23 protein-coding genes are annotated in these 26,779 nt (G+C 41.3%); 13 read left to right on the forward strand and 10 right to left on the reverse strand.

What is annotated here, in order from left to right; genetic code table 11:
• Positions 1-213: 213 nt before the first annotated feature.
• The 8 genes from MTBBW1_RS03240 to MTBBW1_RS03275 all read right to left on the reverse strand — a co-directional run bounded on the left by MTBBW1_RS03240 (position 214) and on the right by MTBBW1_RS03275 (position 6,856).
• Positions 214-1,152: an ABC transporter ATP-binding protein gene (locus MTBBW1_RS03240; RefSeq protein WP_425430001.1), complete on the reverse strand. Its 939-nt coding sequence runs from the start codon at positions 1,150-1,152 to the stop codon at positions 214-216.
• Between the two features lie 33 nt (positions 1,153-1,185).
• Complete coding sequence (locus tag MTBBW1_RS03245; RefSeq protein WP_080799069.1) at positions 1,186-2,325, reverse strand: ABC transporter ATP-binding protein; 1,140 nt, start codon at positions 2,323-2,325, stop codon at positions 1,186-1,188.
• Positions 2,326-2,362: 37 nt separating this feature from the next.
• Complete coding sequence (locus tag MTBBW1_RS03250) at positions 2,363-2,734, reverse strand: type II toxin-antitoxin system VapC family toxin (RefSeq protein ID WP_080799073.1); 372 nt, start codon at positions 2,732-2,734, stop codon at positions 2,363-2,365.
• Positions 2,734-3,009: a hypothetical protein gene (locus MTBBW1_RS03255; RefSeq protein WP_080799076.1), complete on the reverse strand. Its 276-nt coding sequence runs from the start codon at positions 3,007-3,009 to the stop codon at positions 2,734-2,736. The genes MTBBW1_RS03250 and MTBBW1_RS03255 overlap by 1 nt, the downstream gene beginning before the upstream one ends.
• 53 nt (positions 3,010-3,062) lie before the next feature.
• Positions 3,063-3,884: an EcsC family protein gene (locus MTBBW1_RS03260; protein ID WP_245809228.1), complete on the reverse strand. Its 822-nt coding sequence runs from the start codon at positions 3,882-3,884 to the stop codon at positions 3,063-3,065.
• A gap of 61 nt (positions 3,885-3,945) precedes the next feature.
• Entirely contained in the window at positions 3,946-4,365 is a 420-nt protein-coding gene (locus tag MTBBW1_RS03265; RefSeq protein ID WP_080799079.1) for a toxin-antitoxin system TumE family protein, read from the reverse strand.
• Positions 4,362-4,631 carry a hypothetical protein gene (locus tag MTBBW1_RS03270; protein ID WP_080799081.1) on the reverse strand — a complete coding sequence of 90 codons (270 nt, stop codon included), beginning with the start codon at positions 4,629-4,631 and terminating at the stop codon, positions 4,362-4,364. Before MTBBW1_RS03270 ends, MTBBW1_RS03265 begins: the two co-directional genes overlap by 4 nt.
• A 206-nt stretch (positions 4,632-4,837) precedes the next feature.
• Positions 4,838-6,856 carry an extracellular solute-binding protein gene (locus MTBBW1_RS03275; protein WP_245809229.1) on the reverse strand — a complete coding sequence of 673 codons (2,019 nt, stop codon included), beginning with the start codon at positions 6,854-6,856 and terminating at the stop codon, positions 4,838-4,840.
• A 573-nt stretch (positions 6,857-7,429) separates the two neighbouring features.
• On the opposite strand from MTBBW1_RS03275, the gene MTBBW1_RS03280 reads away from it, so the two are divergent.
• From MTBBW1_RS03280 to MTBBW1_RS03295, 4 genes are all read left to right on the forward strand, one after another.
• Positions 7,430-8,011, forward strand: coding sequence for a Uma2 family endonuclease (locus MTBBW1_RS03280; protein WP_080799084.1), 582 nt, complete (start codon positions 7,430-7,432; stop codon positions 8,009-8,011).
• A gap of 85 nt (positions 8,012-8,096) precedes the next feature.
• On the forward strand, positions 8,097-11,210 hold the full coding sequence (locus MTBBW1_RS03285; protein ID WP_080799087.1) for an ATP-binding protein: 3,114 nt from the start codon (positions 8,097-8,099) through the stop codon (positions 11,208-11,210).
• A 265-nt stretch (positions 11,211-11,475) separates the two neighbouring features.
• The gene (locus MTBBW1_RS03290) at positions 11,476-12,774 is read left to right on the forward strand and encodes a hypothetical protein (RefSeq protein WP_080799090.1); all 1,299 of its coding nucleotides are present in this window, start codon (positions 11,476-11,478) and stop codon (positions 12,772-12,774) included.
• Positions 12,771-13,289, forward strand: a complete 519-nt coding sequence (locus MTBBW1_RS03295; protein ID WP_080799093.1) for a type 2 periplasmic-binding domain-containing protein — start codon at positions 12,771-12,773, stop codon at positions 13,287-13,289. The genes MTBBW1_RS03290 and MTBBW1_RS03295 overlap by 4 nt, the downstream gene beginning before the upstream one ends.
• A gap of 109 nt (positions 13,290-13,398) precedes the next feature.
• On the opposite strand, the gene tsaA is transcribed toward MTBBW1_RS03295, so the two are convergent.
• Together tsaA and MTBBW1_RS03305 are read right to left on the reverse strand one after the other, a co-directional pair.
• Positions 13,399-13,836, reverse strand: a complete 438-nt coding sequence (tsaA, locus tag MTBBW1_RS03300; RefSeq protein WP_080799095.1) for a tRNA (N6-threonylcarbamoyladenosine(37)-N6)-methyltransferase TrmO — start codon at positions 13,834-13,836, stop codon at positions 13,399-13,401.
• Between the two features lie 223 nt (positions 13,837-14,059).
• Positions 14,060-14,590: a nitroreductase family protein gene (locus MTBBW1_RS03305; protein WP_080799098.1), complete on the reverse strand. Its 531-nt coding sequence runs from the start codon at positions 14,588-14,590 to the stop codon at positions 14,060-14,062.
• Between the two features lie 316 nt (positions 14,591-14,906).
• On the opposite strand from MTBBW1_RS03305, the gene MTBBW1_RS03310 reads away from it, so the two are divergent.
• From MTBBW1_RS03310 to MTBBW1_RS03350, 9 genes are all read left to right on the forward strand, one after another.
• On the forward strand, positions 14,907-17,744 hold the full coding sequence (locus MTBBW1_RS03310; protein ID WP_087881706.1) for a CBS domain-containing protein: 2,838 nt from the start codon (positions 14,907-14,909) through the stop codon (positions 17,742-17,744).
• Between the two features lie 152 nt (positions 17,745-17,896).
• Positions 17,897-18,148: a type II toxin-antitoxin system prevent-host-death family antitoxin gene (locus MTBBW1_RS03315; protein ID WP_080799101.1), complete on the forward strand. Its 252-nt coding sequence runs from the start codon at positions 17,897-17,899 to the stop codon at positions 18,146-18,148.
• The gene (locus MTBBW1_RS03320; RefSeq protein WP_080799104.1) at positions 18,135-18,419 is read left to right on the forward strand and encodes a type II toxin-antitoxin system RelE family toxin; all 285 of its coding nucleotides are present in this window, start codon (positions 18,135-18,137) and stop codon (positions 18,417-18,419) included. The genes MTBBW1_RS03315 and MTBBW1_RS03320 overlap by 14 nt, the downstream gene beginning before the upstream one ends.
• Before the next feature lie 156 nt (positions 18,420-18,575).
• On the forward strand, positions 18,576-19,595 hold the full coding sequence (locus MTBBW1_RS03325; RefSeq protein ID WP_186441060.1) for a tryptophan--tRNA ligase: 1,020 nt from the start codon (positions 18,576-18,578) through the stop codon (positions 19,593-19,595).
• Positions 19,596-19,607: 12 nt separating this feature from the next.
• A complete protein-coding gene (gene parE / locus MTBBW1_RS03330; protein WP_080799107.1) occupies positions 19,608-21,659 on the forward strand; it encodes a DNA topoisomerase IV subunit B in 2,052 nt (683 codons plus the stop codon).
• Positions 21,660-21,925: 266 nt separating this feature from the next.
• Entirely contained in the window at positions 21,926-23,179 is a 1,254-nt protein-coding gene (locus MTBBW1_RS03335; protein ID WP_080799110.1) for an NAD(P)/FAD-dependent oxidoreductase, read from the forward strand.
• Positions 23,180-23,188: 9 nt separating this feature from the next.
• The gene (locus MTBBW1_RS03340) at positions 23,189-23,797 is read left to right on the forward strand and encodes a 4Fe-4S dicluster domain-containing protein (protein WP_080799113.1); all 609 of its coding nucleotides are present in this window, start codon (positions 23,189-23,191) and stop codon (positions 23,795-23,797) included.
• Positions 23,798-24,001: 204 nt separating this feature from the next.
• Positions 24,002-25,885: an anaerobic carbon-monoxide dehydrogenase catalytic subunit gene (gene cooS, locus MTBBW1_RS03345; protein ID WP_080799116.1), complete on the forward strand. Its 1,884-nt coding sequence runs from the start codon at positions 24,002-24,004 to the stop codon at positions 25,883-25,885.
• A 6-nt stretch (positions 25,886-25,891) separates the two neighbouring features.
• Positions 25,892-26,770: a hypothetical protein gene (locus tag MTBBW1_RS03350; RefSeq protein ID WP_080799118.1), complete on the forward strand. Its 879-nt coding sequence runs from the start codon at positions 25,892-25,894 to the stop codon at positions 26,768-26,770.
• Positions 26,771-26,779: the final 9 nt, after the last annotated feature.

The following is a 26,779-nucleotide window of genomic DNA, read 5'->3' on the forward strand; positions in this document are numbered from 1 at the left end:
CCAATAAAAACTATCAAAATATTTTATACAATGACATATACAATCAATTATTCAAAAAGTACCATAAAAACAAATCAGAATCTCAAGTGACAGGCAACTGAATGTTTGAATTGCTCTGCTGCTCCGCACACTGAGGATACCATTTTCAGTCTTGGCTCTTCTTTTCTGCAGATATCCATTACATAAGAGCATCTTGTGTGAAAACGACACCCTTCAGGGGGGGGTTATAGGAGAAGGGACTTCTCCTTCAAGGATGATTCTTTTGCGTTTTGCTTCAGGGTCAGGCATGGGAACCGCCGAAATCATTGCCTGGGTATATGGATGAGAAGGGTTTCTGTAAACAGAGACAGCATCGCCAATCTCAACAATTTTACCAAGATACATGACAGCAATGCGGTCAGAGACATGGCGAACAACAGAAAGATCATGTGAAATAAAAAGAGTGGTCAACCCCATATCACGCTGAAGCTCAAGAAGAAGATTCAATATCTGGGACTGCACTGAAACATCAAGTGCAGACACTGGTTCATCACATATTATCACTTCCGGATTTAAGGAAATTGCCCGTGCAATGCCTATTCTCTGACGTTGACCACCACTGAACTCATGGGGGAATCTTGACATTGCACTTTTGGACAGCCCCACCCTTTCAAGTAGCGCTGAAAGCTCATCATCCATACTTTTCTCATCTTCCACACTTTTTCCCCTTAAACTTTCCTCACCATTTTTTTTCACGATGGAGGCTGACGGCAGCCATGAAAACTTACTGCTGTTTAATCTGTTGTGGATTATATATTTCTCTTCAAGAATCTCTTTTACAGTGTGACGGCTGTTAAGGGATTCAAATGGATCTTGAAAAACCATCTGCATTTTAAGCCGAAGGTTTTTAAGCTCTGCTCCCTTAAGTCCTGCTGTATCTTTTCCATGCAGCTTTATGGTACCTTCAGAAAGATCGTAAAGTCCCATGATACATCTGCCCAGGGTGGTTTTTCCACAACCTGATTCCCCTACAAGCCCCAGTGTTTCTCCCCTTTTTACAGCAAAAGAGACATCATCCACAGCATGGACATTGCCCTGCTGTCTTAGGAAAAGCCCGCCATGAACAGGAAAATACTTTTTGACATTACTTATTTCAAGAACAGTTGAACTCAAATTCATCCCCATCAGAATATTATTTGAAATACATTATTTATCAGGTTGTAAATTGCTGAAATCATTAGCGACCTTGAATGTTTTTTCATGCAGGTGACATGCCGAAAAATGGCATGTTGCAATCTCAGTCTCGGCTGGTGATATTTTAAGGCAGATATCCATGACATCTGGGCAGCGAGTGGAAAAGCGACAACCAATGGGCATCTCCTCAAGTGACGGAACACGTCCCCTTATTGCAGGAAGAGTGGTTTTAGGTGTTGCAGCAAGAGCTGGAATGGAATTTAAAAGACCCTTTGTATAAGGATGGGAAGGATTTTTGAAAAGCTCTTTCACCCCTGCCCTCTCTGCAACTCTTCCTCCATACATCACAACGGCATCTTCACAGTTTTCCGCAATAACCCCTAAATCATGGGTAATAAGAATAACCGACATGCCCATTTCTCTCTGAAGTGTGCTTATGAGCTCAAGAATTTGAGCTTGAACAGTAACATCGAGGGCAGTTGTAGGTTCATCAGCAATAAGTATATCAGGCTTGGTGGCAAGAGCCATTGCTATCATTACCCTCTGGCGCATTCCTCCGGAAAGCTGATGGGGATAACATTCAATAATTTTGTCAGGATTGGCAATACCCACCTGTTTCAGCATATCAGTTGCATCACGAGTCATCTGCTGACGTGTCATATCAGGAAAATGAATTGAATAAACCTCAAGCATCTGCTTTTTGATTTTGTAAACAGGATTCAGTGCTGTCATGGGTTCCTGAAAAATCATGGAGATATTGCGGCCTCTTATGGTACGCATCTTTTCAGGATCAAGATTGAGAAGTTCGATATTCCCATTCTCGTTACCATTTTTTCCACCATTTTCATGATCAGGAGTTCCCGATAACGGCCATGGCTGTTTAGAATTCAACATTGAATGGCCGGCAAAAGATTGTGAATTTCTGCATCCATGCAATATCACGGAACCTGAATCAATTCGTCCGGATGGTTTAGGCAAAAGAGAGATAATGGAGAGGGCTGTCACACTCTTTCCGCATCCGGATTCCCCTGCAATTCCAAGGGTTGAGCCTTTTTTCAATTCAAAAGAAACTCCGTCAACAGCGCTCAATGTGCCAGATTCAGTTTGAAATGAAACCGCAAGATTACTGACTGTTAATATTTTTTGTGACATTTATTTCCCCTCTGCCTGAGTAATCTCTACTCTCAAATCATCCCAACTCCAAAAAAGGATCAATCACCTTTAAATCATCAATCCAGTCAAAATCTTTTAAGTTATGCGTAGCAAGCATCTCTTTATATTCCAATGCAGTTGCAGCAATAACAGCATCTCCGACAGACATTTTTCTGCTTTGACGAAGCTTTATTGCTTTTGTGATGACTTTTGATGAAATTGGATAGATATTAGTAATTGTAAAAATTTCTGACAGATCCTGTTTATCCAGCTCGCTAAGATTATGATAACCCAGTACTTCCAGTCGTGTAATATCTGATGCTGATATTTTTTGTTCAAAACACCAATTTCGCAACATGCTGTATTCAGGCAGAATTGCATATATAAAGATATTGCTGTCCAGTATCATCAATCATCCCTTCCATGCAAAAGGCGATCTTTACGAATATTCCTTTGCCAGTCAGATGGCTCCTTGATATCACGGAATGCACTGCCACGTCTGGCAATTTTTTCCATAAGGTTCGCTACCCTGGCTCCATTGGTTTTGCCAGTTTCATGTAAATTCATTGTCGGCTCAATAAACCTGCTCAGTTTAAGAAATCGCACAAAATCAAGCGTCTCCTGTTGCAAATCTAATGGCAAAGATTTAGCTTCTTCCATAAGCTCTTGCATCATAATATTCATAAATATAACTCCTAATTATGATTAATTCATCTTTATGAGTTGCAAGTTGATCCTTACAACATACTATAAATACGCTTCACAAGAGCTGGATCATATTTTCTTTCAAGGCGGCGAACTATAAAATGGCCTGTTGCTCTGTCCTGAAAATGATCCATGAACAGGGTATTTACAACAATGCCTCCGGCAGCCCCAACAGCGGGCAGAGCCTGTGCAATTGCCTTTTCAGATACCTGAATACTAAAACGATCCGTCACCTGCACAATGAGACGCACAATTGCAGGTGAAAACTCACCTGCAAGCCCCCTCTGTGTTATATGTTCAATGGCCTGGGAGACCGTTGATGCAAGGGCAGCTCTTACTGTAAAATATGCTGATTCACATGCCTCATCACAGCTTTTTGCACCAAGGGCAAATGTTTCGATACAGGCCATCTGGGTATCTGGATCTTTTATCTGCTCCCCCTGGCTCCGGGCAATATCTGCAATGGAGCGCAGCATTATTGTAGTTGATATGGGCAGCTCCACAGCCATTGCACCAAGACCAAAGAAACCACCGATTCCCCCTGTGGTGCCCACAGCCACTTTATGCCAGAATTTCGATGGTTCTTTGTTATGGCTTGTCTTCATTGTGAGAACTGCAGACTGCACAGCTTTTGAAAGAGCAGAACGGGTAATCTGCATCACCCTTCTGTTCCAACGTTCAGGCAGCATCTCAAGCCCTTTTTCAATGGGGGTGCCCAGCAGGTCGGTCAGACGAGTGGCAAGTCCTGCACTTTCCAGAAGTGCCTTTGCCCTTTCCAGATCCCTTATATCAACTGAGTCCATGGTCTCAAAGTGGTTCATGGGAACAATATTATCCAGTGCATTCATGCTCATTTTTTTCTCCATGCAGATGTTGCATTTTAGTTACTTTTTTATGCTATAAAGCAGACTTTTCCTAAATAATTTTTTCTACCTCACGAATCAATGAAGGAATATTTGGTTTTGTAAAAAAAATATCAGGCGCTGGAATACGATTATGTTTAATATTCGGAGGAATATGTTTGTGATGCGGATACGTAGATTGTAAGGTTAGATCATTTGGATGCGGTTGTGAATCGTACCAATATAGTTTCTCTTCTCCTTTCCATACTTCATAACCGTACCAATCAATAACAACAGGCAACCGTGTATAAACCAATCGTTCACGCACCACTATACGAATATTATTATCAAACCATACTTCTCCAGCAACACGAGCTAAAAATGATCCTTTACGGACAAACGTAAGAGTAGAATGCCGAACACTTGGAAAAATTTCACTAATAGTATAGATAAACAGCTCGTAATCATCTGGTGTCCGTAGTTGATTAATCATGCAGCAATCCTTATAAGTCCTGCCAGACTGTTACTCTTACTTTGAAGACGCTGAACTTCATTTCTGTATTCAGCTTGGCGGGTAAGCCATGTTTTGTAAATACTTGCCCATTCTCCAAAATCAAGAACCCATGAGTCATCGTCTGGTTCCTCGCCCGCAATATAAGCACTGTAAAATGTTTCTGAGCGCACACCATATTTTCTTTCAAACTCAATTAACTCTTCTTCAAGTGAATGAATATCTATTAGTAAGTCATTAAGTGTCATAATGATACCTTTTTGATTTTAATTTATATTGAATTATCTTAGTACTCTCCCGCTACTACTTAGATAATATAGTATTCCAGAATTAAATTGGAAAATAAAGAGTCTAAATATCTGTTATCCAAGTTGATTTTTTGATCAAAAACCAAAATAATTTTCTGGAAAACTATAAACAGCGGGAGTTCAGCAGTTTTACTCTTGATTATGCACTACTTATAGCGTTCATCCACCACTGTAATGGCATCAAAGGTTTTGTTAGACGACATGGCTTCCTTTGTCTCTTTATAGATAGACATATCAAACCAGAAAAGCCCTCCGGTCATGGAGCTGAAGGGGTCAAACAGTGAATCTGATTTTCTTGTTCCATGAAATTTTGGCAATTTGAGCCAGCGCCAGTAGCCATGTCTTACATAGGGAACCATGAATGTGGGAACAAATGCTGCCTGATCATGAATGGCTGCCTGTATTTTGATAGAAAGCTCAATCCGTTCATCTTCATCAAGACTTGCCCTGTAGGCGTCAATCAGGCGATCAAGTTCTGGATCATCGGTATTTGTGATGTTATTTGTCTGTACCTTGTGGGCATTGTCAGAATGCCAGCTCTGCCAATAGGATGGCCTGAGACTTGTACTCCAACCCATCCATGCCACATCATGTTTTTTTTCAAGAAATTTTTTGAATGCCGCAGTGCTGTCAAGCTTCTGGAGGCGAAGTTCAATGCCAGCCTTCAGAGCCTCTTCCTTTAAAACCACAAGCCTTGGAGTGTGTTCATCAAATCCATAGGTTACCTCAACGGAAAAACGCATTCCTTCTTTTGCCCAGATACCGTCACCACCTCTTTGCCATCCTGATTCTGTCATAAGTTTTTCAACAGTTTCGATATTGAAATCCCTGGAAGTTATATCAGGGTTTGTGTATGCTCCATAACCCACATATGCCTGATTCAGGCGAAAATAGTCGCCCCGAAGCACCTGATCTATAACTTTCTGAACATTCATGGCATGGGCAAATGCCAGGCGTAACCTTTTATCTGCAAATATCTCCTTATCCTGATTGAGCCACAGCCCCATTGCAGATTGTTGTGTATCATTGAAAAACCATATTTTTTCAACATATCCATTTTTAAAGACATCGGTATCAGCCTTTTCGTACCAATACTGGGGCATGGTCAGGGAAAAAGTATCAATCTCTCCCTTTTTGAAATATTCCCAGAGCATATTGTAGTCACGCACCACAGTAAAATGAACTCTATCCACATTAAAACGGTTTTTGAAGTATCTTAGATTTTCTCCCCACCAATTCTGTTTTCTTTTAAAATGGACATGTTTTCCTTTTTTAAAGTCATCCATCTGATATGCACCGGTATTGGGAACTATTTTCCAGTTATAGTTGTTGACAAAATCACTATTAAGTGTTCCGAAAAAATGTGCAGGCACAGGCCCTATTCCAACTCTTAGATAAAGATCAGGCTGTGCTTTGGTGCTTTTAACTGCAATTGTGTAATCATCATATATGATAACAGAGTCAATCTCCTTTGTATAATAATCATTGTACCAGGGAGCTATTATGTGCTCCGAACGCATGAATTCCAATGTATAAGCATAGTCTCTTGCAGTTACAGGAACCCCGTCTGACCACTTTGCTTCTCTGTTCAGCTTGAAGTACATGGTCTTTTTATCGGCATCAAAGGCCCAATGGGTGGCAAGTTCCGGAATAATATTCTCCGTATCAGGATGAAGATTGATAAGGGAGAGCTGATTATCCAGAATTGCACTTCTGAATGAACCGTTGGAGTCAGGGCCCACGGTTCGGAAAGTCATGGGAAAACTCATGATTGCTGTTCTTAAGATTCCTCCTTTAACAGCATCCGGTGATGAAAAAAGAGGATCTGTATCGTTGGTTAGCCACTTTATTCCTTCCGGAAGCACAGGGGTCTCAGATGTTGTTATACCTGTGATATTATCACCGTTGACAATCTTTTTGCTCTCATTTTCGTCAGCAATATTTTCAGTTTCATCCTGATGGGCAATCTTTTCTTTTTCAACTGAAACTTCGGCAGCTTTGTTATTATTTTCAATACTTTGAGTCCCTTCATCCTGACTGCATCCAGTGCATAAAAGAAGAGCCATGTAAATAATCATGGTTATAATAATTAAGTGCAGAGTAAAATCTGAAAACTGACAATATAAGCGCTTGATAAATTTTTTTCTGATATTGAGGTAAGTCATGGGCTTTATGTTATCTCCTTTGATTAACAGGTTATTTTTTACCATTTGCAGATTTAAAGCTGATTCAAAAAATGGCGAAAGCATTAATGTATAAACAAGATTTTTGCCTTGATTACAGTTCAGGATTTAATTACACTCACAAAAATCATCACTCAAAATCGACACCTTATTGCTTTTTCAGTAGATATTGCATTTGTCTGAATAAGGTTGTCTGAATCAGGATAACCAGGATGGACAGGATGTTCAGGATATACAATCCAGCCTTATCTTTGTTAATTTTGGGTATCCTGATTCAGACAGGATTGACAAAACTCAAAAGATCATAGCTGTCGTCCTTGAGTAATCATATAACAATATACTCCTATAACTAAACCAGATATATAATCCAGTCAATGAATGGAAAGCACCTTAAAAAGAAAAATCTTTGGCATCCTTCATATGAATCCAAAGGTACTTTACATTTTTTTGTGAGAGATTCCCGCTACTCAGAGTTTTCTCTCCGGAAAGTGTAAAATGGGAAATGAAGCATGCCAAATCTTTCACTCCTGAAATATTGATTGCGGAGGGATTACCATGAATGCTCAACCACAGAAGATCATCTCGGTGACACCGGAAGAATATCTGGAATTTGAGAGAAATTCCGGAATCAGACATGAATATTTTGAAGGTGAAATATTTGCAATGGTGGGAGCAAGGAAAAATCACAACCTTATCAACACCAATATTATAATGGAGCTTGGAAGTAAACTCAAAGCTTCTGGCTCTTTCTGCAAAGTATTTTCAAATGATATGCGGGTCAAAGTGCAGGAAAATGGTAAATATACATACCCTGATATTGCAGTTGCCTGCAACAAAATTGATTTTGAGGATGATAAACTTGACACCCTTTTGAATCCGGTTGTCATTTTTGAAATATTGTCTAATTCAACAGAAGCATATGACAGAGGAATTAAATTTCAGCACTATCAACTAATTCCTTCACTTCAGGAATATATTCTTGTATCCCAATACAACTCCATTGCAGAAGTATATTCCAGGGGCAAAGATGGTAGCTGGCAATATACTGCAAAAACAGAAATGGCACAGGTTATCAAAATAAAATCAATTAATTGCGAGTTGTCTCTCTCAGATATTTATTGGGATATTAAGTTTTGATAATAATTGATGAATACCATGGCCATTCACCATTGATTCTATTTTCTATTTTTTCCAACTTATGGCTCACGGGGAGGTTTAAAAGTTGATATTTAATTCGCTCGGCATTCGGGACAAGCTCATCGGGATTTTTGTTCTGATAAAGGTTATTCCTCTTATTGTTCTTGCTTGGTTTGCATGGGATGAAATATCCAGTTTTTCCAGTATAATTGAAGATCACGTTGATAAAATGGCCGTGGCAAGCCGTCAGATAACAAGTAAAGTAGGTGCTCTTGCAACAAAGGACTCCATTCAGGCACTTGATATCAAGGCAAGAGAATCAATTGAAAGGCTTACAACTGATACAGCACGAACAGTTGCTGATTTTCTCTATCAAAGAGACAATGATATTACCTTTTTGTCCAAAATATCTCCTGATGAAAACCTTTACCGAAGTTTTATATCTTCCCATGTGAAACCCGTAACTTTTCACACCCCCTGGGTGCTGAACAAAAATAAAGATGCATGGATACCCTCAGAAGAACCACTTACATCTTCTGCCTCAATTCACAAAAATATAAATTTAGATGAGCCATCTACATCTTCTGACTCAACTCAAAAAAATATAAATTTAGAAGAACCAACTACATTTTCTCACTCAACTCACAAAAATATAAATATTGAAGAGAATAAAACAGAAGGAGAAAACAAAGAGATACAGGCAAGGAACAGTGAAAATGCCCTTGATTTTCACTACCGTAGTCCTGAAAAGAGTAAAAACCGCATATCAACTCCCCTCTATATTGAGATCACATTTGTTGATCTTCAAGGGAAAGAGAAAATTAAGGTTACTTCATCAAAACTGCTACCAGATGTACCCTTAGATATCTCAAAGGTTGAAAATACATTTTGCAAGGCTGAAAACTACTTCAGTGAATTGAAAAAACTTAAGCCCGGTGAAATCTATGTCTCTCCTGTTATTGGTGCCTATGTCAAAACCCATATGATAGGGACATATACCCCATCCAGAGCTGAAAAAGCAGGAATTGAGTTTTCGCCTGAAACTTCGGCCTATGCCGGCAAAGAAAATCCGGTGGGTAAAAGATTTCAGGGGCTTGTCCGCTGGGCAACTCCACTGGTTGAAAATGGCGCGATTACAGGTTATGTGACAATGGCACTGGATCACACTCATATAATGGAATTTTCAGATCATATTGTCCCAACAGAAGAGAGATATTCCGATATTTCCGATGCAGGATCAGGCAATTATGCATTTATTTGGGACTATCATGGTCGGAATATTTCCCATCCAAGGGACTATTTTATAACAGGTTATGATCCTGAAACAGGTGAACCTGCTGTTCCCTGGATGGAGGAGAAACACTATCAGCAATGGATTGAAAGCGGTGCCGGTATCTCGGATTTTCTTGCAACTCTTCCTGTGTTCCAGGAGCAGTCCATTAAAAAGAAACCAGCATCTGAATTGACCAGAGCAGGGCTTGTAGGTCTTGACTGCCGATATCTCAACTTTGCGCCCCAGTGTGATGGATGGAACAATATCACCCAAGAGGGCGGTTCAGGTTCTTTTTCAATTCTCTGGAGCGGCCTTAAAAAAATGACCACTGCTGCAACTATTCCATACTATACAGGAAGATATGGCAAAAATCCAAGGGGCTTTGGATTTGTCACCATAGGAGCCAATGTCGATGAATTTCACAAAGCTGCAATCCAAACAGCCGATGCCATTCAGCAGATTCAGAATGAATATCATGAACATATCAACCAGCAGAACCTTGAAAATCAGAGGCATCTTGATGAATCCCTGAGACACACATCTCTTCATCTCACCATATATACATTTATAATGGTGGTAATGGTCATAATGATTGCTGTTTTCATGGCATCAACGTTGACTGCTACAATTACAAGAATGATTGACGGGCTGAAAAAGTTCCAGGAAGGGGACTTAAGCCATCGTCTCAATGACGAAGCCGGAGATGAGATCGGACAATTAAGCAGAAGTTTCAACTCAATGGCAGATACAATTCAGCATACCATGAACAACATCATTGACTCCATGCCATCAATTCTCACAGGCATTGACCGTAGTGGTAATGTAACGCTCTGGAATCGTGAAGCAGGTTTGATTAGTGGAATTGAGGCAAAAGATGCTGTAGGCCAATCGGTGTTTGAGCTGTTCCCCTTTTTGGCTTCCGAGAAAAAAATTGTTTTTCAGGCAATTGAAGAGGGTATCATAACAAAAAATCAAAAACGTAAAACACTATTTAACAGCAAGACATATTATATGGATGTCACTGTCTATCCACTCCTTGATCCTGAAGGCACTGATTCGGTTGACGGCATCACAATGGCAGTGGGTGCAGTGCTAAGAGTTGATAATGTTACAGCAAGGGTACGTATGGAAGAGAGAATGGTGCAGGCAGAAAAAATGCAGTCCATTGGAAGCCTTGCAGCAGGAATGGCACATGAGATCAACAATCCCCTTGCCGGCATTATACAGAATGCACAGTTGATCAAAAATCGTATCCAGGAAGATCTGCCCAGAAACAGGTCAGCAGCTAAAGAGTGCGGGATGACAATGGAGCAGCTAATTGAGTATGGCAAAAAACGTCATCTTTTCACATTTATTGAATCTATCATGAACGCCAGCAGACGCGCTGCCGATATTGTGGAAAACATGCTATCTTTCAGCAGAAAAAGCGATCCCCATTTTACTGAATCAAGGTTATCTGAAATTCTTGAAAGAACTGTTGAGATATCAAAAAAAGACTATGATCTGAAAAACCGATTTAACTTCAGCACAATTGAATTTATAAGGATATACGATTCAAATACCCCTCAAGTAAAATGCAATGTCGGCAAGATAGAACAGGTCTTTTTCAATATTCTCAAAAATGGTGCCCAGGCAATGATGAACAACTCATCTATTGGAAAAAAGAATTCCTGTTTTGTTTTAAAGGAGAGGGCAGAAAAAGAGAATGTTATAATTGAAATTCAGGATAACGGCCATGGAATGGATGAGAGTATCAGAAAACGAATTTTTGAGCCTTTCTTTACAACAAAGTCGGTTGGAACAGGTACAGGCCTTGGATTGTATATATGCTATTTTATCATAAATGACGAGCATAATGGCTCCATAACAGTGACATCTCAACCTGGGAAAGGTACAACCTTCAGGATTTCCCTGCCGTCAAACTGAACAGCCTATTGACCAATAAAGAATATCTTATTAGAATGCCATATTTCATATCAACTCAAAAGCAGTTTACACTTTTCGGAAAATTTTGAACCATGATTAAAGGATTTAAGGATTAACATGATGAAAAATCAGGATAATCCCTTAATCATGAAAATCATGGTTCAAAAAAAGTGTAAACCGATAAATGAAAGATGCCATTAGAATGACCTAATTTAACCATTACAACCATATCTTTACCGTGGAAATAGAGGGAGAGTACCTGAAAATGCACAATCACTATATTGAAAAAGCTGTTCTTGGTTTAGTAGTAATATTACTCATCCTGTCTATTACCAGCAAGAATCTTGTTTATGCTCAGGAGAGTCTGATACCAAACTTTCGTCTTAGCGGCTATGGCACCCTTGCCTTTACCGTGGATGATAGAGAAGATATGGCCTCTCTCAGGGACTTCAGCCAGAAACCTGATGATGCATTTAATGATGACTGGACTTGGAAATTGGATTCCAGGATAGGATTACAAGCCGATTATCGAGCCAGCGATAACATAACTTTTGTCCTCCAGGGTGTACTCAGAGATCAGGTCGAACTTACTCCCCGCAGTTCCATTGAATCAGCTTATGTAAATGTGAAGCCATCACCCTGGATTGATCTTCGTCTTGGACGCCTTGGTTACGATGCTTTTCTAATGTCCGATACCCGTAATGTTGGTTACGCATACATTTGGGTTCGTCCACCAACTGAATTTTATGGCTGGATTCCAGTTTTTTCCGTGGATGGGATAGATAGTGCATTTACGATTAATAAATGGGACGCCCAGTGGCGTATCAAAGCTCAGCTTGGACAGAGCAGAGATGTTGCATTTCCAATGGGTGATGAAACGTATGATTTTAAAACAAAATACACATATTCATTTACGCTTTCCCGAGAATCAGGACCTTTTAGAATAAAAGCTGGATACTCGCAGTTCATTGCCAAAAATGAAGCATCTCCCTTTGCGCCTCTACATGCAGGCCTGGATGCAATAGCTGAAGAGACTGCTACTTTTTTTCCTCAAATCAGTGCTGAAGCTTCGGATCTCCGTAAAAATATGTCCTTTAAAGATATTATGGTCGGCTATACAACCATCGGAGCAGCCTATGACGATGGTAGTTGGATCGCACAAGCGGAATTTGGCCACTCATCTTCAACAGCGGATGCCCTGCCCCTTGGCGATATGGCATATTTGGGAGTCGGGCACCGTTTTTTCGACTGGACCCCCTATTTGCTTTTTAGTATCGTCATCCCCAACAATGATAAACGCATGCCAGTTAATGACTGGAGTGCCATTGGACAGGAAGATTTTTATTCCCAGGTACTTCATTTTGTCAACTCAACCCGACTGGAACAGCAGACCTTCTCTTTGGGTGTGCGCTGGGATTTTCATAACAAGGCAGCTTTAAAGATTCAATGGGACACCACCCGCGTTGAGCCTTGGGGCTACGGCCTGTGGTGGCGGGATTCTGAAATTTTGACTCGTTCCAGCCGTATCAATGTCGGAACAATTGGAGTGGAGTTTATATTTTGAAAGTACTTCTAATATTTCATAGCCGGACGTCGGCCACCCCCGACTATAAAAATGATTTGGGTATTTTCACGGTAAAATACATATTCCTGATCATTTGCAGTTACCTATGCTTTACAGGAACTGGCATCAGTGCAGATATTTCTGTTATTGTACACCCAGATTTTCCGATTCAAGCCCTGAGTTCCCGGGAAGTTTCAGATATCTACCTGGGGCGCCTGCGTGCCTTACCTTCAGGAAATAATATTCTGATACTGGAACATGAACAGGATTCTTATCTGAGGGAAAATTTCTTCCGCCTCCTTAACGGAATGACTCTAAAGCGTCTTAACGCCTATTGGGCAAGGTTGCAATTCAGTGGAGCAATACAACCACCACCAATTTTACAAAATAGCAAAGAAGTGGTTGCAATTATTAAAAATGTTCCTTCGGCCATTGGTTATGTGGATACAAACATCGTGGATGGATCGGTACGGGTTATTCTGCATTTGAAAGATGATGCTGAAAAGTTAGAATAGCCAAGTGGACAGTTTTTTTATTAGAAAATCTCCATAACATACTGACATATTCAAATCCGACACCAATGCTCTTTTGAGCCTTGTCACTACTGTCCAAAAAAGGGTACACTTATTTAATCTGGGGCTCATGTAAGCAGGGTTTGATATCCAAAACCGGTGTCCCGTCAATAGCTTCCAGAGATGTCACATGAAGACGGGGAGGATTGTTCTGAACCCCCAAAAGTGTCACTTCGTGTAATCCTATTGGATTAGGTCTGTTCGGAGATCGGGTGCCGAACACCCCAGTCAAAGGATTATCAGGGTTACCACGGGGATGAACCTGCATGCAGCTTCTGTCAGCCTTATGTAGCCATGTCAATATCACATATTTCTCTCCGGTTTTCAGGCGGAACATTGCATCTTTTACAAACGGTTCCAGGTCTATCCAGGCATTTATTCCCCCTTCTGTTCCCTGTTTCGGAGCTTGTGCCAGGGATTTAATGGATGATTTGATCGTACCGATAACTCTCAGCTCCAGGTCTGTTTTATTCTGTGTTGATCTATTCATTTTAACAATCACAAGCTCCTATATTTACAGATGATATCGACTTTACGTTTTTATTAATATCAAGATATAAATGATGTCGAAGTGTACGTTTTTATCAATATTAGACACCCCAGGTTAAATCTATACTGTTCCAGATAATTAAATTGGCAGGCAGTGTAGGGGCAATCCCTTGTGGTTGCCCTTCAGAATTGAGAATGCCAAAATATTTTTCTGGAAATCTATATTACGCTGAATAAGCCGGAGCACCCCATTTGTTCAAATGAATCAGCCCTTCATCATAACGCTCTTTTGATTGAACAGTCTGTGCAGGCCATCCCATGACAGCCATACCAAAGGGAATTATGTTTTCAGGCAAATCTAAAATATCCCTGAACTTATCCACACGATCTTCAATCGGGTAAATCCCTGTCCAAACGGCACCAAGTCCCAGACCGTGAGCTGCCAATAAAAGATTTTGCATAGCAGCCGAACAATCCTGCGGCCAGAATCCCTGAAATTTTTCCTTGGAAAGATCCCCACAGATCAGAATGGATAACGGTGATTTTGTCACCATTCCCACATAGGGATGAACATCCTTGATTCGATCTTTTATTTTTGAATCGGTAACCAAAATAAAATGCCAGGTGCGTGCATCGGCAGTGCTTGGAGCCATCATGGCTGAAGCCAATATTTTTTTCACGATCTCACTGGAGATTTCTCTATCCTCATACTGTCTGATACTTCTTCTGGTGTGAAGTGCTTCAAATAATTCCATAATCAAAGAATCCTTTAAAATTGATTGTAAATTTTGTTCTGTTTATTGTCATAATAACTTATTAAAAAAACTTGATCAAATGCTATTGACCTTTTAATCAAGAGAACATAGTAAAGAAATGTTAATTAGACAAGTAGTGCTCTGTCAAATCTTAATTTTAGGGTTATTTATATTAATAGAGCACCCTAAATCTTAGTCTTGACGCAGCAGTAGGCAAATTTTTGTGACTGAACTATAAATGTGGTTAAGGTTTACTGTATCAGATTTGAAGGAAAAACGTAAAACAAGAAATAACTTTTGAAACTGGATTACCCAATTGACTGAAAACAGCGAAAAGAAAAGACCTGAAACTATCATAACAAGTCATGTGAATTCTGATTTTGATTCTGTGGCATCCATGCTTGCAGCACAGAAGCTCTATACTGATTCTGTGGTGATATTCCCGGGTTCCCAAGAAAAAAATATCAGGGATTTTTTTATCAGTTCAATGAGTTATCTCTTTAACATGGCTCCTCCGGAAAACATTGATTTTTCAAGTGTCACAACCCTTGTGCTGGTTGATACAAGACAAAAGAAAAGAATACCGGCAGTTGCTGATCTGCTGAATCGCAATGATGTTGAGATTCATATCTATGACCACCATCCAAGACAGTCCCTTAGCCTTCATCAACTGGCAGAGAAAAAGCAGATAGAAGAGACTAAACATAAAAATGGCAGCAACTTCCAGAAGGAAGATGTTGAAACAAATCAGAATAAACTGTTAGAAAAAAAACAAGAAAAAGATAATAAACTTCAAAATAACAACAATTTCCAGCAGGAAGAAATTGAAGGCAGCTTTGAGTTATGTGATTCCACAGGTGCAACAGTTACAATCCTCACAAAGCTTTTGCGAAAAAAAAACATTGCCATTACTCCGGAAGAGGCAACTGTCATGGCCCTTGGTATCTATGAAGATACAGGCTCATTTACCTATACATCTACAACCGAGGATGATTTCAGGGAAGCTGCCTTTCTTCTTTCCTGCGGTGCAAGCATCAGCACCATCTCTGACCTGATTTCCAAAGAGATAAAATCTGACCAGATAACCTGGCTCAACGCTCTTCTTAACGAAATTACATGCCACAGGATAAACGGGTATGATATCCATCTCTCGACAATATCATCCCCTACATATGTCCAGGATCTTGCAGCCATTGTACAAAAGCTTATGAAGATAGAGGAGCTGGATGTCTTTTTTGCTGTGGTACTAATGGAAAACAAGATAAGCATTGTTGCAAGAAGCCGCATTGAAGAGGCTGATGTGGGGCAGATACTATCTTTTTTAAATGGTGGCGGTCATCCATATGCAGCCTCTGCAACCATCACCGACAAAACCCTTGCCCAGGTTGAACAGGAGCTTCTGGACAGCATCGAAAAAACAGTGCATGGCCGGGAAATTGTGCTTGAACTCATGTCCTCGCCACCCATTATAATTGATTCCATGATGACCTGCAAAAAGGCAAGTCGTGTCATGACACGTTACAATATCAACTCCCTTCTGTTATCCGAGGACAACCGCAACAATGTAACAGGTTTTATTACAAGACAGATCATTGAAAAAGCCATATACCACAAACTTGATCATCTGCCCGTAAAGGAGTACATGAATACGGATTTTGCCGTGATATCAACTGATGCAAGGATCCCGGAAATTCAGAACAAGATCATTGAGGGAAAACAGAGGATTCTTCCGGTCATGAGAGATAATGAAGTAATAGGTGTTATTACACGCACTGATCTTCTCAATTTTCTGGTCTCGGATGATAAAAAAAAGCAGGCATCTGCTCCTGGAATGGCCAGAGCCGTAAAGCATGCAAAAAAACGCAATATCCTCCCTTTTATCAATGAACGACTCTCTCCTGACATTATTGAACTTCTCAGAGATATTGGCCGCGCAGGAGATGAAATGGGGCTTGATCTTTTTGTTGTCGGAGGATTTGTAAGGGATCTTATGCTCTACCGTAAAAGTGATGATATTGATATTGTGGTAGAGGGTGACGGCATTGCCTTTGCAAAACATCTTGCTGTAATGAAACAGGGAAGATGCAACACACACAGGGAATTTTGCACAGCAGTTGTTATTCTGCCATGCGGTTTTAAGATTGATGTTGCATCATCAAGGCTTGAATACTATAAGGCTCCAGCAGCTCTTCCCACTGTGGAGATGAGCTCCATCAAGCTTGATCTCTTCCGCAGGGATTTTACCATCAATACACTTGCCATACGCCTCAATCAAGAAGGATTTGGCACATTAATTGATTTTTTCGGAGGCCAGCGGGATATCAAGGACAAAAGCATCCGGATAATTCACAATTTAAGTTTTGTTGAAGATCCCACCCGGGTTTTCAGAGCCATCAAGTTTGCAAACCGTTTCAACTTCACCATTGGAAAGCTGACATCAAATCTTATCAAAAATGCAATCAGGATTGATTTTTTCAAGAATCTCAGCGGCCTTCGTGTATTTTCAGAACTTAAACAGATACTTGAAGAGGAAAACCCCATATCTGCCATTGAACTTCTAAACGAATATCACCTTGACAAGGTTATCCACCCGGGGCTTATACTGGACAGTTCGGTAATTTCCCTTATGGAATCTGTGAAAAAAGCTCTTGCCTGGCATGATCTGCTCTATCTTGACATACAGTATGCAAGGTGGGCTGTCTATTTCATGGTTATGATTAGAAGATGCCCCGTCAAGGTGATTGATGAGATCTGTAACAAATTCAGACTGCCTCCAAGACAGAAAAATATGGTGCTGAGGGATCGAATAAGAGCAGATGACAGGCTATACCTTCTTGAAAAGAGTCTGCCATGTAAAAACAGCGGTCTGTATCACATTCTGTCAATTTTTAAAACTGAACAGATTCTATACATGATAGCCACAGCAAAAAAGGAGGAGGCCAGAAAGGCCATATCATTTTACTATACCCAGCTAAAAGATGTTACCCCCCTCATAAGGGGAAAGGATCTTTTGACAATGGGAATCAAGCCGGGCCCCGCATACAGGGACATTATGCAGAAAGTGCTTGATGCCAGACTTGATGGTCTTGTTGACACCCTTGAGGATGAGTTGGAATATGTAAATATGATAAATCAAAACAGATATCCCCATTGACTATTTTAAACATAATAGCTAATATGGTCATTATATTAATTAAAGTGTCAACGGACATGGCTGTTATTCAACCACCCCCGAATATGAAAATTTGTATCTATTTTCACGGTAAAATAATAAATGAACCATGCCAAGATGAGGAGTAATTTAATATGTTGGTAACTGCAACAGAATTAAAAAACAGATTGGGGCTATATTTAGATACAGCAGAAACAGATCCTGTGGTAATCAAAAAATCGGGACGTATCAAATCAGTATTAATATCAAACACTATGTATGAAAAATTTCTTTCATATGAAGATGCTTACTGGGCATCTAAAGCTATAGAAGCTGAAAAAGAGGGATATATGGGTGAAAAAGCCTCAGATGAAATTTTAAAAGGTGGTTTTGATGCTGAAAATTGACATCAGCAGATCCGCTGCAAAATTTATTCAGAAACTACCACCAAAACATTTCAAACAGGTTGTTGGAACTCTTTTTCATCTTCGCAAAACCCCCACGCCCCAGGATTCAGAGCAGTTGTCCGGTTTTCCCCAATACCGACGTACAGAGATTGGAGAATACCGAATTATATACAGATTTGATCAGGATACTCTTTTTGTAGCTGTTGTTGGAAAAAGAAATGACGATGCAGTTTTATATGAAAGTCTCGGTAACAGCCTGTTTTTAAAATGACTTTCATCCCTTCGATTGTGGCAGAAATCTGCCATGTATGTTATAAACAATTAAACCCCCATGTTTGCTGACGCATCACAACGAAACATGAAAGTCGTTGCATATCAGTATTTTACGGAGACTTTCTAATAAAATTTCAAAAATGAGAATCAGATAATGAATATTAAAAATGCAGACACACTAACAGGAATAACAACCACCGGAACCCCTCACCTTGGCAACTATGTAGGAGCCATACGTCCAGCCATTGAATCAAGCAGAGAGGAGGGTAAAAGCTCTTACTACTTTCTTGCCGATTACCATGCCATCATAAAGTGCCAGGATCCTGCAAGAATCCGGCAATCTGCCCTTGAAGTTGCCGCCACCTGGATTGCCATGGGACTTGACACAAACAAGGCTGTCTTTTACCGCCAGACAGATATTCCCGAGATTCCGGAACTTACATGGATACTTACATGCATGACCCCCAAGGGACTTATGAACCGTGCCCATGCATACAAGGCCGCTGTTGCAGAAAACCTGGAGGCAGGAAAAAAGGAGCAGGATCTTGATAAGGATATCACAATGGGACTTTTCAGCTATCCCGTTCTCATGGCAGCAGATATACTTATGTTTAATGCAAAAAAAGTTCCTGTGGGAAGGGATCAGATCCAGCATATAGAGATGACAAGAGATATTGCAGGGCGTTTCAACAATCAATATGGAGAACTCTTTGTTCTTCCTGAAGCTGTGGTTGATGAAAAAACCGCTGTCCTTTCCGGTCTTGACGGCAGAAAGATGAGCAAAAGCTACAATAACACCATTCCTCTGTTTGAACCTGAAAAACGCCTCCGTAAACTGATCATGAAGATAAAGACAAATTCCCAGGCTCCGGAAGAACCCAAAAATCCTGCCGAGTGTACCCTGTTTGCCATCTACAAGGCATTTGCAACTTCTCAAGAGGTAACTGCAATGGAAAAACACTATCAGGAAGGAATTGCATGGGGCACAATGAAACAGGAGCTGTTTGAATATCTCAACCAAATTCTAAAAGGGCCAAGGAAGACTTACCATAAGCTGCTTGAAGCTCCAGGGGATCTTGATGTTATCCTGAAACAGGGTGCGGAAAAGGCACGTTGCTACTCTGTTCCGTTTCTGGAAAAAATCAGAAAAGCCATAGGAATCCAGTCACTGTAAAGAGAAGATAGAATGGAGCTTTTTGAAAATAGTACCAATGGTACAAAAAAACAGTCAACTTACAATGCCCGTTCCATTGAGGTATTGAAAGGTCTTGATCCGGTCAGGCGAAGGCCAGGCATGTACACAGATACCACAAGCCCTGACCATCTTGCCCATGAAGTCATTGACAACAGTGTTGACGAGGCCATTGCAGGCCATGCAGACAGAATTGATGTAATCCTTTATAAGGACAACTCCCTTGAGGTCACAGATAATGGTCGAGGCATGCCTGTGGATATCCACCCTGAGGAGAAAATTTCAGGTGTTGAGCTTATAATGACAAGGCTTCATGCAGGTGCCAAGTTTTCAAGCAAAGATTATACCTTTTCCGGTGGGCTTCATGGGGTTGGTGTCTCTGTTGTCAATGCACTTTCATCATTTCTTGACGTAAAGATCGCACGGGATGGTGCTCTTTACAATATAACATTCAGGGATGGAAACAAGGACAATGATCTCAAGGTGATTGGCAAGGTTGCTGCAAAAAAAACAGGCACAACCATAAAATTCTATCCCGACAAATCCTACTTTGACCGGGAGAAATTCTCAAGAAAGGCTCTGTCCCATACCCTGAAGGCAAAGGCTGTGCTTTGCCCCGGGCTTGTGGTTACTTTCCTTGATGAACTTACCGGAGAAAAGGAAGAGTGGCAGTTTCATAATGGCCTGAAGGATTACCTTGAAAATTCATTTGGAGATAAAGAGACCCTTTTTGCGTCTCCTTTTACAGGTGAAAAAATACTTGACGATGCAACGGTTGCATGGGCTGTTGACTGGACACCTGAAAAAAACGACAACCTCTGTGAAAGCTATGTCAATCTTGTTCCCACACCCCAGGGTGGAACACATGTGAACGGATTTCGTGCAGGTCTTCTCGAATCCATAAGGGAGTTCTGCGGATTCAGGGATCTTCTGCCCAAGGGTGTATCCATTGCTCCGGAAGATATCTGGCAAAATATTGGCTTTATACTTTCCGTCAAACTCACAGATGCAAGGTTCTCGGGTCAGACAAAGGAGAGATTGTCATCAAGGCACTGCACAGCCATTGTAAGCTCAGTTGTCAGGGATGCCTTCAGCCTGTGGCTTAACCAGAACACAGAAGCTGGCGAAAAACTTGCTGAAATGGCAGTTGAACATGCCAAAACAAGGTTAAAAAAGGCAAAAACAGTTACCAGAAAACGCGTTACTGCAGGCCCTGCCCTACCTGGAAAGCTGTCGGACTGCACCAGCAGCGATCCAGAAAAAAGTGAGCTTTTTCTTGTTGAAGGAGATTCTGCCGGAGGTTCTGCAAAACAGGCAAGGGACAAAAAATTTCAGGCAATAATGCCCCTTCGGGGAAAAATACTTAACACATGGGAGACAGACCCGGAGCTAATACTTGCATCCAAAGAGATCCATGATATATCTGTGGCAATGGGAGTTGATCCTGACAGTGATGATATATCAGGATTGAGATACCATAAAATCTGCATACTTGCAGATGCTGACTCAGACGGGCTTCACATTGCAACCCTTCTTTGTGCCCTGTTTTACCGACATTTTCAGGAAGTTGTCAAAAAGGGGCACATATTTGTTGCAATGCCTCCGCTTTTTCGAATTGATGCAGGAAAGGAGGTTTTTTATGCCCTGGACGAATCGGAACGGGACAGTATAATAAAAAAAATTCAAAGGCGAAAAAAACCGCCGAGAATCAATGTACAACGTTTTAAGGGGCTGGGGGAGATGAACCCTCTCCAGCTTCGTGAAACAACAATGGACCCTGATACAAGGCGACTTGTTCAGCTTGTGGTTGAACAACAGGGACATGAGTACATTGAAGATGGAAAAAACGAACAGGCAACTCAATCAGAGGAGTTTTCTTCCTCATCAACTTCTTCTTCTTCTTCTTCTTCTGATCCAGAACAAATGGAAAATAAAGCAGAAAAGGTTTTCGAGATACTTGACATGCTTCTTGGAAAAAAGAGAGCAGCAGATCGACGTCGATGGATTGAAACAAAGGGCAATATAATGGATGACATCATGTTGTAAGCCAGCCATTTTTCCTTCTTGTTTGAGATTTCTGTACAGAATATTGATTTTAAAACTTTCAAACTTGACCATTTTTTTCAAAAACAGTAAATAATTTCTAATCAGTCATAATTTCTTCACCCCATAACGGCATCCTTCATATCGTGCAGAAAGTACTTTACACTTTCCGGAACAGGCTACCAGAAAAACCGGCATTGAGTTCAGGAAAATGTAAACTGGCAAATGAAAGATGCCCCCATAACCAATCAAAAAAGCAGGTAATTTCCATGAAATATCTCATTATTGGAAACGGAATTGCCGGCACATCTGCGGCAGAAGCCATTCGAAAAACAGATACACAAGGCAAAATTATCATGGTGGGTGACGAGTCAGGTGTTCCGTACAGCCGTCCCATGATCACATATCTTCTGGAGGGAAGCTGTACTAAACAGCAGCTTCCCATAAGATCCTCTGATTTTTACAGGAACCTTGACATAACGCCACTGCTTGGACATCGGGTCATTGCCCTTGATGCAGCCAAACAGAGTGTTACTCTCGCCAATGGTGAAACCCTTGATTACGACAGGCTTCTTGTTGCATCCGGAGCAGATCCAAGGGCAATAAAGGCAACAGGGGCTGATCTTGACAATATTTTTTACATGCGCACAAGCGCCCAGGCCATAAAGCAGATTGAAGCCCTGCCAGGGGTAAAAAAGGCAGTTGTACTTGGAGGCGGGCTTGTTGGATTCAAATCGGCATATGCACTTTTTAAAAGAGGGATCAAGGTGACCCTTGTCATTACATCACCCTACCCTCTCTCCATGCAGGTGGATGAAAAGGCAGGAGAGATGCTTATGCAGGAGATGATATCCAATGGTTTTGGTATAAGGGTGGGAGCAAGTGCAGTTTCATTTGAGTCCAGTTCATCCCGGAAGAATCAAGTCTCATCGGTGATTCTTGACACAGGAGAAGAGATCCCATGTGATATTGTGATTGCAGGAAAAGGAGTAACACCTGCACACTCATTTATTGCTGAAAATATGATTGAAAAGGATTGGGGCATCAGAGTTGATCAATATATGAAAACAATGGTTCCCAATATTTATGCTGCCGGAGATGTGGCAGAAACATTTGATATTGCAAGGGATTGCAACTGGATCAATGCCATATGGCCTGAAGCTGCTATACAGGGTCAAATTGCAGGCATGAACATGGCCGGATACAAAGTCAGGCATGAAGGCAGCCTTGGACGTAATGTAATGCGGGTTTTCGGGCTTGATGTCATGACAATGGGCTTTGCCAATGCTGACAAAAACTCATTTAAAGGAGCTCACTTTGCAAGCAGATTGAATCCATCTTCTTCCAATCCCTGGTACAGAAAACTTGTTTTCAAAGACAATCTCCTTGTTGGAGCTGTTCTTGTAAATCACATTGAACAGGGTGGCATAATCCGCGCTCTCATTGAAAATAAGGTTCCTGTAACAGTGTCACCTGAAACCATGCTCTCTTTACATTTTAATTTTGCAAAACTTTTTACATAAGGAGGCATCATGAAAGAAGTTATAGTACGACCTGAAAGATGCGTCGGATGCATGCAGTGCATGCTGGCATGTGCAAAAGCCCACTCCACTTCAGGTGAGCTCTATCTTGCCACCCTGGAAAATCCGGTTCCAAAACCAAGAATTCATGTTGGAGCAGGACGCTTTAACGAAGGTTTTCCAAATCGCTGCCGACACTGTAACCCAGCCCCTTGTCAAACTGCCTGCCTTGCCGGTGCCATATTCCGGGATTCACTCACTAACAGTGTACTTATAGACCCTTCCCGCTGCATTAACTGTGCATCTTGTGCCATGGCATGTCCCTACGGAGTTATAAGATTTCACCAGGACACTTTTGCCCCATACAATAAAACAGTTGCAGTCAAATGTGATAACTGCGATGCAAGAATATCTGAAGGCAGAATACCAGCATGTGTTGAAGCCTGCAAGACAGGCGCTCTTGTCTATGAAGAGCTCTCCCAGGCCATGAAAAGAAAAAACAGTGAGGTCTCAAGGGCAATGTCACCGCCTTCAGAATACTGTTCATCCATCATTCCTTCTGAAGTTGCACTTCTTAAGAGCATGAAAGAGAGCTGCTGCAAACTTAAAAGCCCTCTTTGACAAGAAATGAGTCTTAAATATGGGCATTCTTCATATGACATCAGAAGTACTTTACATGTTTTTAGATGAACTTCCCGCAAAATGGGAATAGTGTAATGGAAAGTGTAAATCGGGAAATGAAGCATGCCTAAATTTGCCCATTGAAAAACAGAGACCCTTTGCAGAAATATTTAAAATTAAAAAGCAAAATATTAAGGAGGCCAAATGTTAACTCCAGACAAGCAGATATCCATAACAAGCGACGGAATTAAACTTCTGAAAAAGGCAAAAGAGGACAATATTGAGACAGTATGGGATCGCCACGATGCCCAGCAGCCCCAGTGCGGTTTCTGCGAAATGGGACTAAGCTGCCGCATCTGTATTATGGGACCATGCAGGATAGACCCTTTTGGAGAAGGCCCACAAACAGGTGTATGCGGTGCTGATGCCGATATCATTGTTGCCAGAAATCTATGTCGCATGATTGCCGCAGGTGCTGCAGCCCACTCGGATCACGGTCGGGATCTTGTTGAGGTACTTGAAGCCATATCAGAAGGCAAAGCCCCGGGATACAAGATAAGGGATGAGGCCAAACTGAAACTTCTTGCCGGCGAGTATGGTGTGGAGACCAAAGACCGCGATGCTCTCTCCATAGCAGGAGATCTTGCCCACTCCATGATGGAAGATTATGGAATGCGCAGAAAAAAGGTTAACCTTGTCAGCCGCGCCCCTATCCAAAGACAGAAAGTATGGGAAAAGGTGGGGATAACCCCAAGGGGTATTGACAGGGAGACATCGGAAATGATGCACCGGACCCACATGGGCGTTGATAACAACTGGCAGAGTCTTCTGCTTCAGGGACTCAGAAATGCCCTATCCGATGGATGGGGTGGCTCAATGATTGCTACTGAAGTTTCCGACATTCTTTTTGGAGTACCATCCCCCAAACCCACAATGGTAAATGCAGGGGTACTTAAGGAAGATCAGGTCAATATCGTTGTACACGGGCACAACCCGGTTGTCTCTGAGATGATCTCACTTGCATGTCAATCACCTGAACTTCTTGAAAAGGCAAAAAAACTTGGAGCTAACGGCATAAATATTGCTGGAGTATGCTGCACTGGAAACGAGCTTTTAATGCGCCGGGGAATTCAGATGGCAGGTAACCACCTGATGACAGAACTAATACTCTCCACAGGTGCCGTGGATATGATGATTGTGGATTATCAGTGTATCATGCCCTCCATAGGCAAGGTTGCATCTTCCTACCATACCAGGATGATAAGCACCAGCGACAAGGCAAAATTCCCTGGAATGGAGCACCATGAATTTCATCCTGACAATGCACAGAAAAAGGCCATGACAATTGTCGAGATGGCAATTGAAAATTTTGCTAACCGTAAAGAGCTCTTTATCCCTGTAAAACCCCAGGAAGCAGTTGGCGGCTTTTCGGTTGAAACCATAATAAATGCCCTTGGAGGAACTGCAGACCCTTTGATTGATGCCATAAAGCAGGGCAAAATCAGGGGTGCTGTTGGAATTGTGGGCTGCAACAATCCAAAGATCACCCATGACTACGGCCATGTCACCCTCACCCGCCGCCTTATTGAAAACGACATACTTGTTGTGGATACAGGTTGCGTATCTGTTGCAAATGCAAAGGCAGGCTTCAAGGTTCCTTCAGCCATTGAGATGGCAGGCCCGGGTCTTAAGGAGATCTGCGGAGCCCTTGGTATTCCGCCGGTTCTGCATCTTGGAAGCTGCGTTGACAATGTGCGGATTCTGGTACTTGTATCTGCACTTGCAAATGCCCTTGGAGTGGATATAAGCGATCTACCTGTGGCAGGCTCTGCCCCTGAGTGGTATTCAGAAAAAGCTGTTACCATAGGAGTTTACTGTGTTGCATCAGGCATAACAACCCACCTTGGGCCAATGCCGCCTGTTACAGGAAGTAAAAATATAGTGGAGCTTCTGACAAGTGGCCTTGACGATGTTGTTGGAGCAACCTTTAAAGTTGAGCCTGATCCTGAAAAGGCAGCATTGCTGATCAGGCATCACATTGAGAAAAAAAGAGCAGGACTCGGGCTTGATGCCAGGGGAGTGGAGTAATTTTTTATGAATACAAAAAAGTGTACTATCAGTTTCAGCAGTTTTACCGCGAAAACAGATTCTGTTTTCAAGATCGGGGGCGGTCGAAATCTCAACCAGCCATTGCTGTTTAACAGATATTTGACGCTATGTGCTTTTACATTAATATTTTTTATCTGCACCACGATTTTTGCGGAAAACACATTACCCCAGGTGGATTCTTTAATTAAAAAATATGGCACACAGGAAATTATTGATTTTATTCTGTACAAATCACCGGCAAACAGGATTACTGTACAGATAAAAAACAAACTCTACCTGAATGATGGAAGGCCTTCACCTGAATATATTTCAGTTTACTCTGTTGACCATGATCTTAAAAGGCTGAAGATCACGCCTCAACAGGCTGACAGGATGATAAAAGAGATCATTGCACAGAAAAAACTGGCTGCTGAAACCAAAAAAAAGGAAGAGGAGGAGTGGAAGCAGCATCTGGCTTCACGATTTGACACCGGTACCCAGAAATTTATGGCCACTGTAAACGGGCTTTTTGAAAGCACCCTGATAGAAGAAGTTACTTTTGGAAATGGCACGGGTAAAATTGAATTCAGTAAAAACAATGGATATTTTGGTACAGGAGACAGAGCCAATATAATATTTGCAATTGAATCGACCCAGCTTTTCAGAGATGTCCCCGAGCTTAAGAAGCTTATCATGAAGATCCCCATTTTTGAAAACACGCACGTCCTTGACATTAACAGAAATGAGATTGAAACATACTACGGGGTTGAGTTCACTACCTATAAAGACAATGCAGATGCCTGGAAAAACGAATTTGCCTCACAATTTGATTTAAAGCATCTTAGATTAAAATTTGCAGATCAATTCGTAAGAATCAGAAAATAAGGAATTAGC

This window comes from Desulfamplus magnetovallimortis (assembly GCF_900170035.1).
Classification (GTDB): Bacteria; Desulfobacterota; Desulfobacteria; order Desulfobacterales; family Desulfobacteraceae; genus Desulfamplus; species Desulfamplus magnetovallimortis.

Bases quoted from the DNA above. Each gene is read 5' to 3' on its own strand.
- MTBBW1_RS03265 (WP_080799079.1), bottom strand. From the start codon at position 4,365: ATGATTAATCAACTACGGACACCAGATGATTACGAGCTGTTTATCTAT.
- MTBBW1_RS03320 (WP_080799104.1), top strand. From the start codon at position 18,135: ATGCTGAAAATTGACATCAGCAGATCCGCTGCAAAATTTATTCAGAAA.
- MTBBW1_RS03290 (WP_080799090.1), top strand. From the start codon at position 11,476: ATGCACAATCACTATATTGAAAAAGCTGTTCTTGGTTTAGTAGTAATA.
- MTBBW1_RS03270 (WP_080799081.1), bottom strand. From the start codon at position 4,631: ATGACACTTAATGACTTACTAATAGATATTCATTCACTTGAAGAAGAG.
- parE (WP_080799107.1), top strand. From the start codon at position 19,608: ATGGAGCTTTTTGAAAATAGTACCAATGGTACAAAAAAACAGTCAACT.
- MTBBW1_RS03280 (WP_080799084.1), top strand. From the start codon at position 7,430: ATGAATGCTCAACCACAGAAGATCATCTCGGTGACACCGGAAGAATAT.
- MTBBW1_RS03245 (WP_080799069.1), bottom strand. From the start codon at position 2,325: ATGTCACAAAAAATATTAACAGTCAGTAATCTTGCGGTTTCATTTCAA.
- MTBBW1_RS03315 (WP_080799101.1), top strand. From the start codon at position 17,897: ATGTTGGTAACTGCAACAGAATTAAAAAACAGATTGGGGCTATATTTA.
- MTBBW1_RS03325 (WP_186441060.1), top strand. From the start codon at position 18,576: ATGAATATTAAAAATGCAGACACACTAACAGGAATAACAACCACCGGA.
- tsaA (WP_080799095.1), bottom strand. From the start codon at position 13,836: ATGAATAGATCAACACAGAATAAAACAGACCTGGAGCTGAGAGTTATC.
- MTBBW1_RS03335 (WP_080799110.1), top strand. From the start codon at position 21,926: ATGAAATATCTCATTATTGGAAACGGAATTGCCGGCACATCTGCGGCA.
- MTBBW1_RS03260 (WP_245809228.1), bottom strand. From the start codon at position 3,884: ATGAGCATGAATGCACTGGATAATATTGTTCCCATGAACCACTTTGAG.
- MTBBW1_RS03340 (WP_080799113.1), top strand. From the start codon at position 23,189: ATGAAAGAAGTTATAGTACGACCTGAAAGATGCGTCGGATGCATGCAG.
- MTBBW1_RS03275 (WP_245809229.1), bottom strand. From the start codon at position 6,856: ATGACTTACCTCAATATCAGAAAAAAATTTATCAAGCGCTTATATTGT.
- MTBBW1_RS03305 (WP_080799098.1), bottom strand. From the start codon at position 14,590: ATGGAATTATTTGAAGCACTTCACACCAGAAGAAGTATCAGACAGTAT.
- MTBBW1_RS03350 (WP_080799118.1), top strand. From the start codon at position 25,892: ATGAATACAAAAAAGTGTACTATCAGTTTCAGCAGTTTTACCGCGAAA.
- MTBBW1_RS03250 (WP_080799073.1), bottom strand. From the start codon at position 2,734: ATGATACTGGACAGCAATATCTTTATATATGCAATTCTGCCTGAATAC.
- MTBBW1_RS03255 (WP_080799076.1), bottom strand. From the start codon at position 3,009: ATGAATATTATGATGCAAGAGCTTATGGAAGAAGCTAAATCTTTGCCA.
- cooS (WP_080799116.1), top strand. From the start codon at position 24,002: ATGTTAACTCCAGACAAGCAGATATCCATAACAAGCGACGGAATTAAA.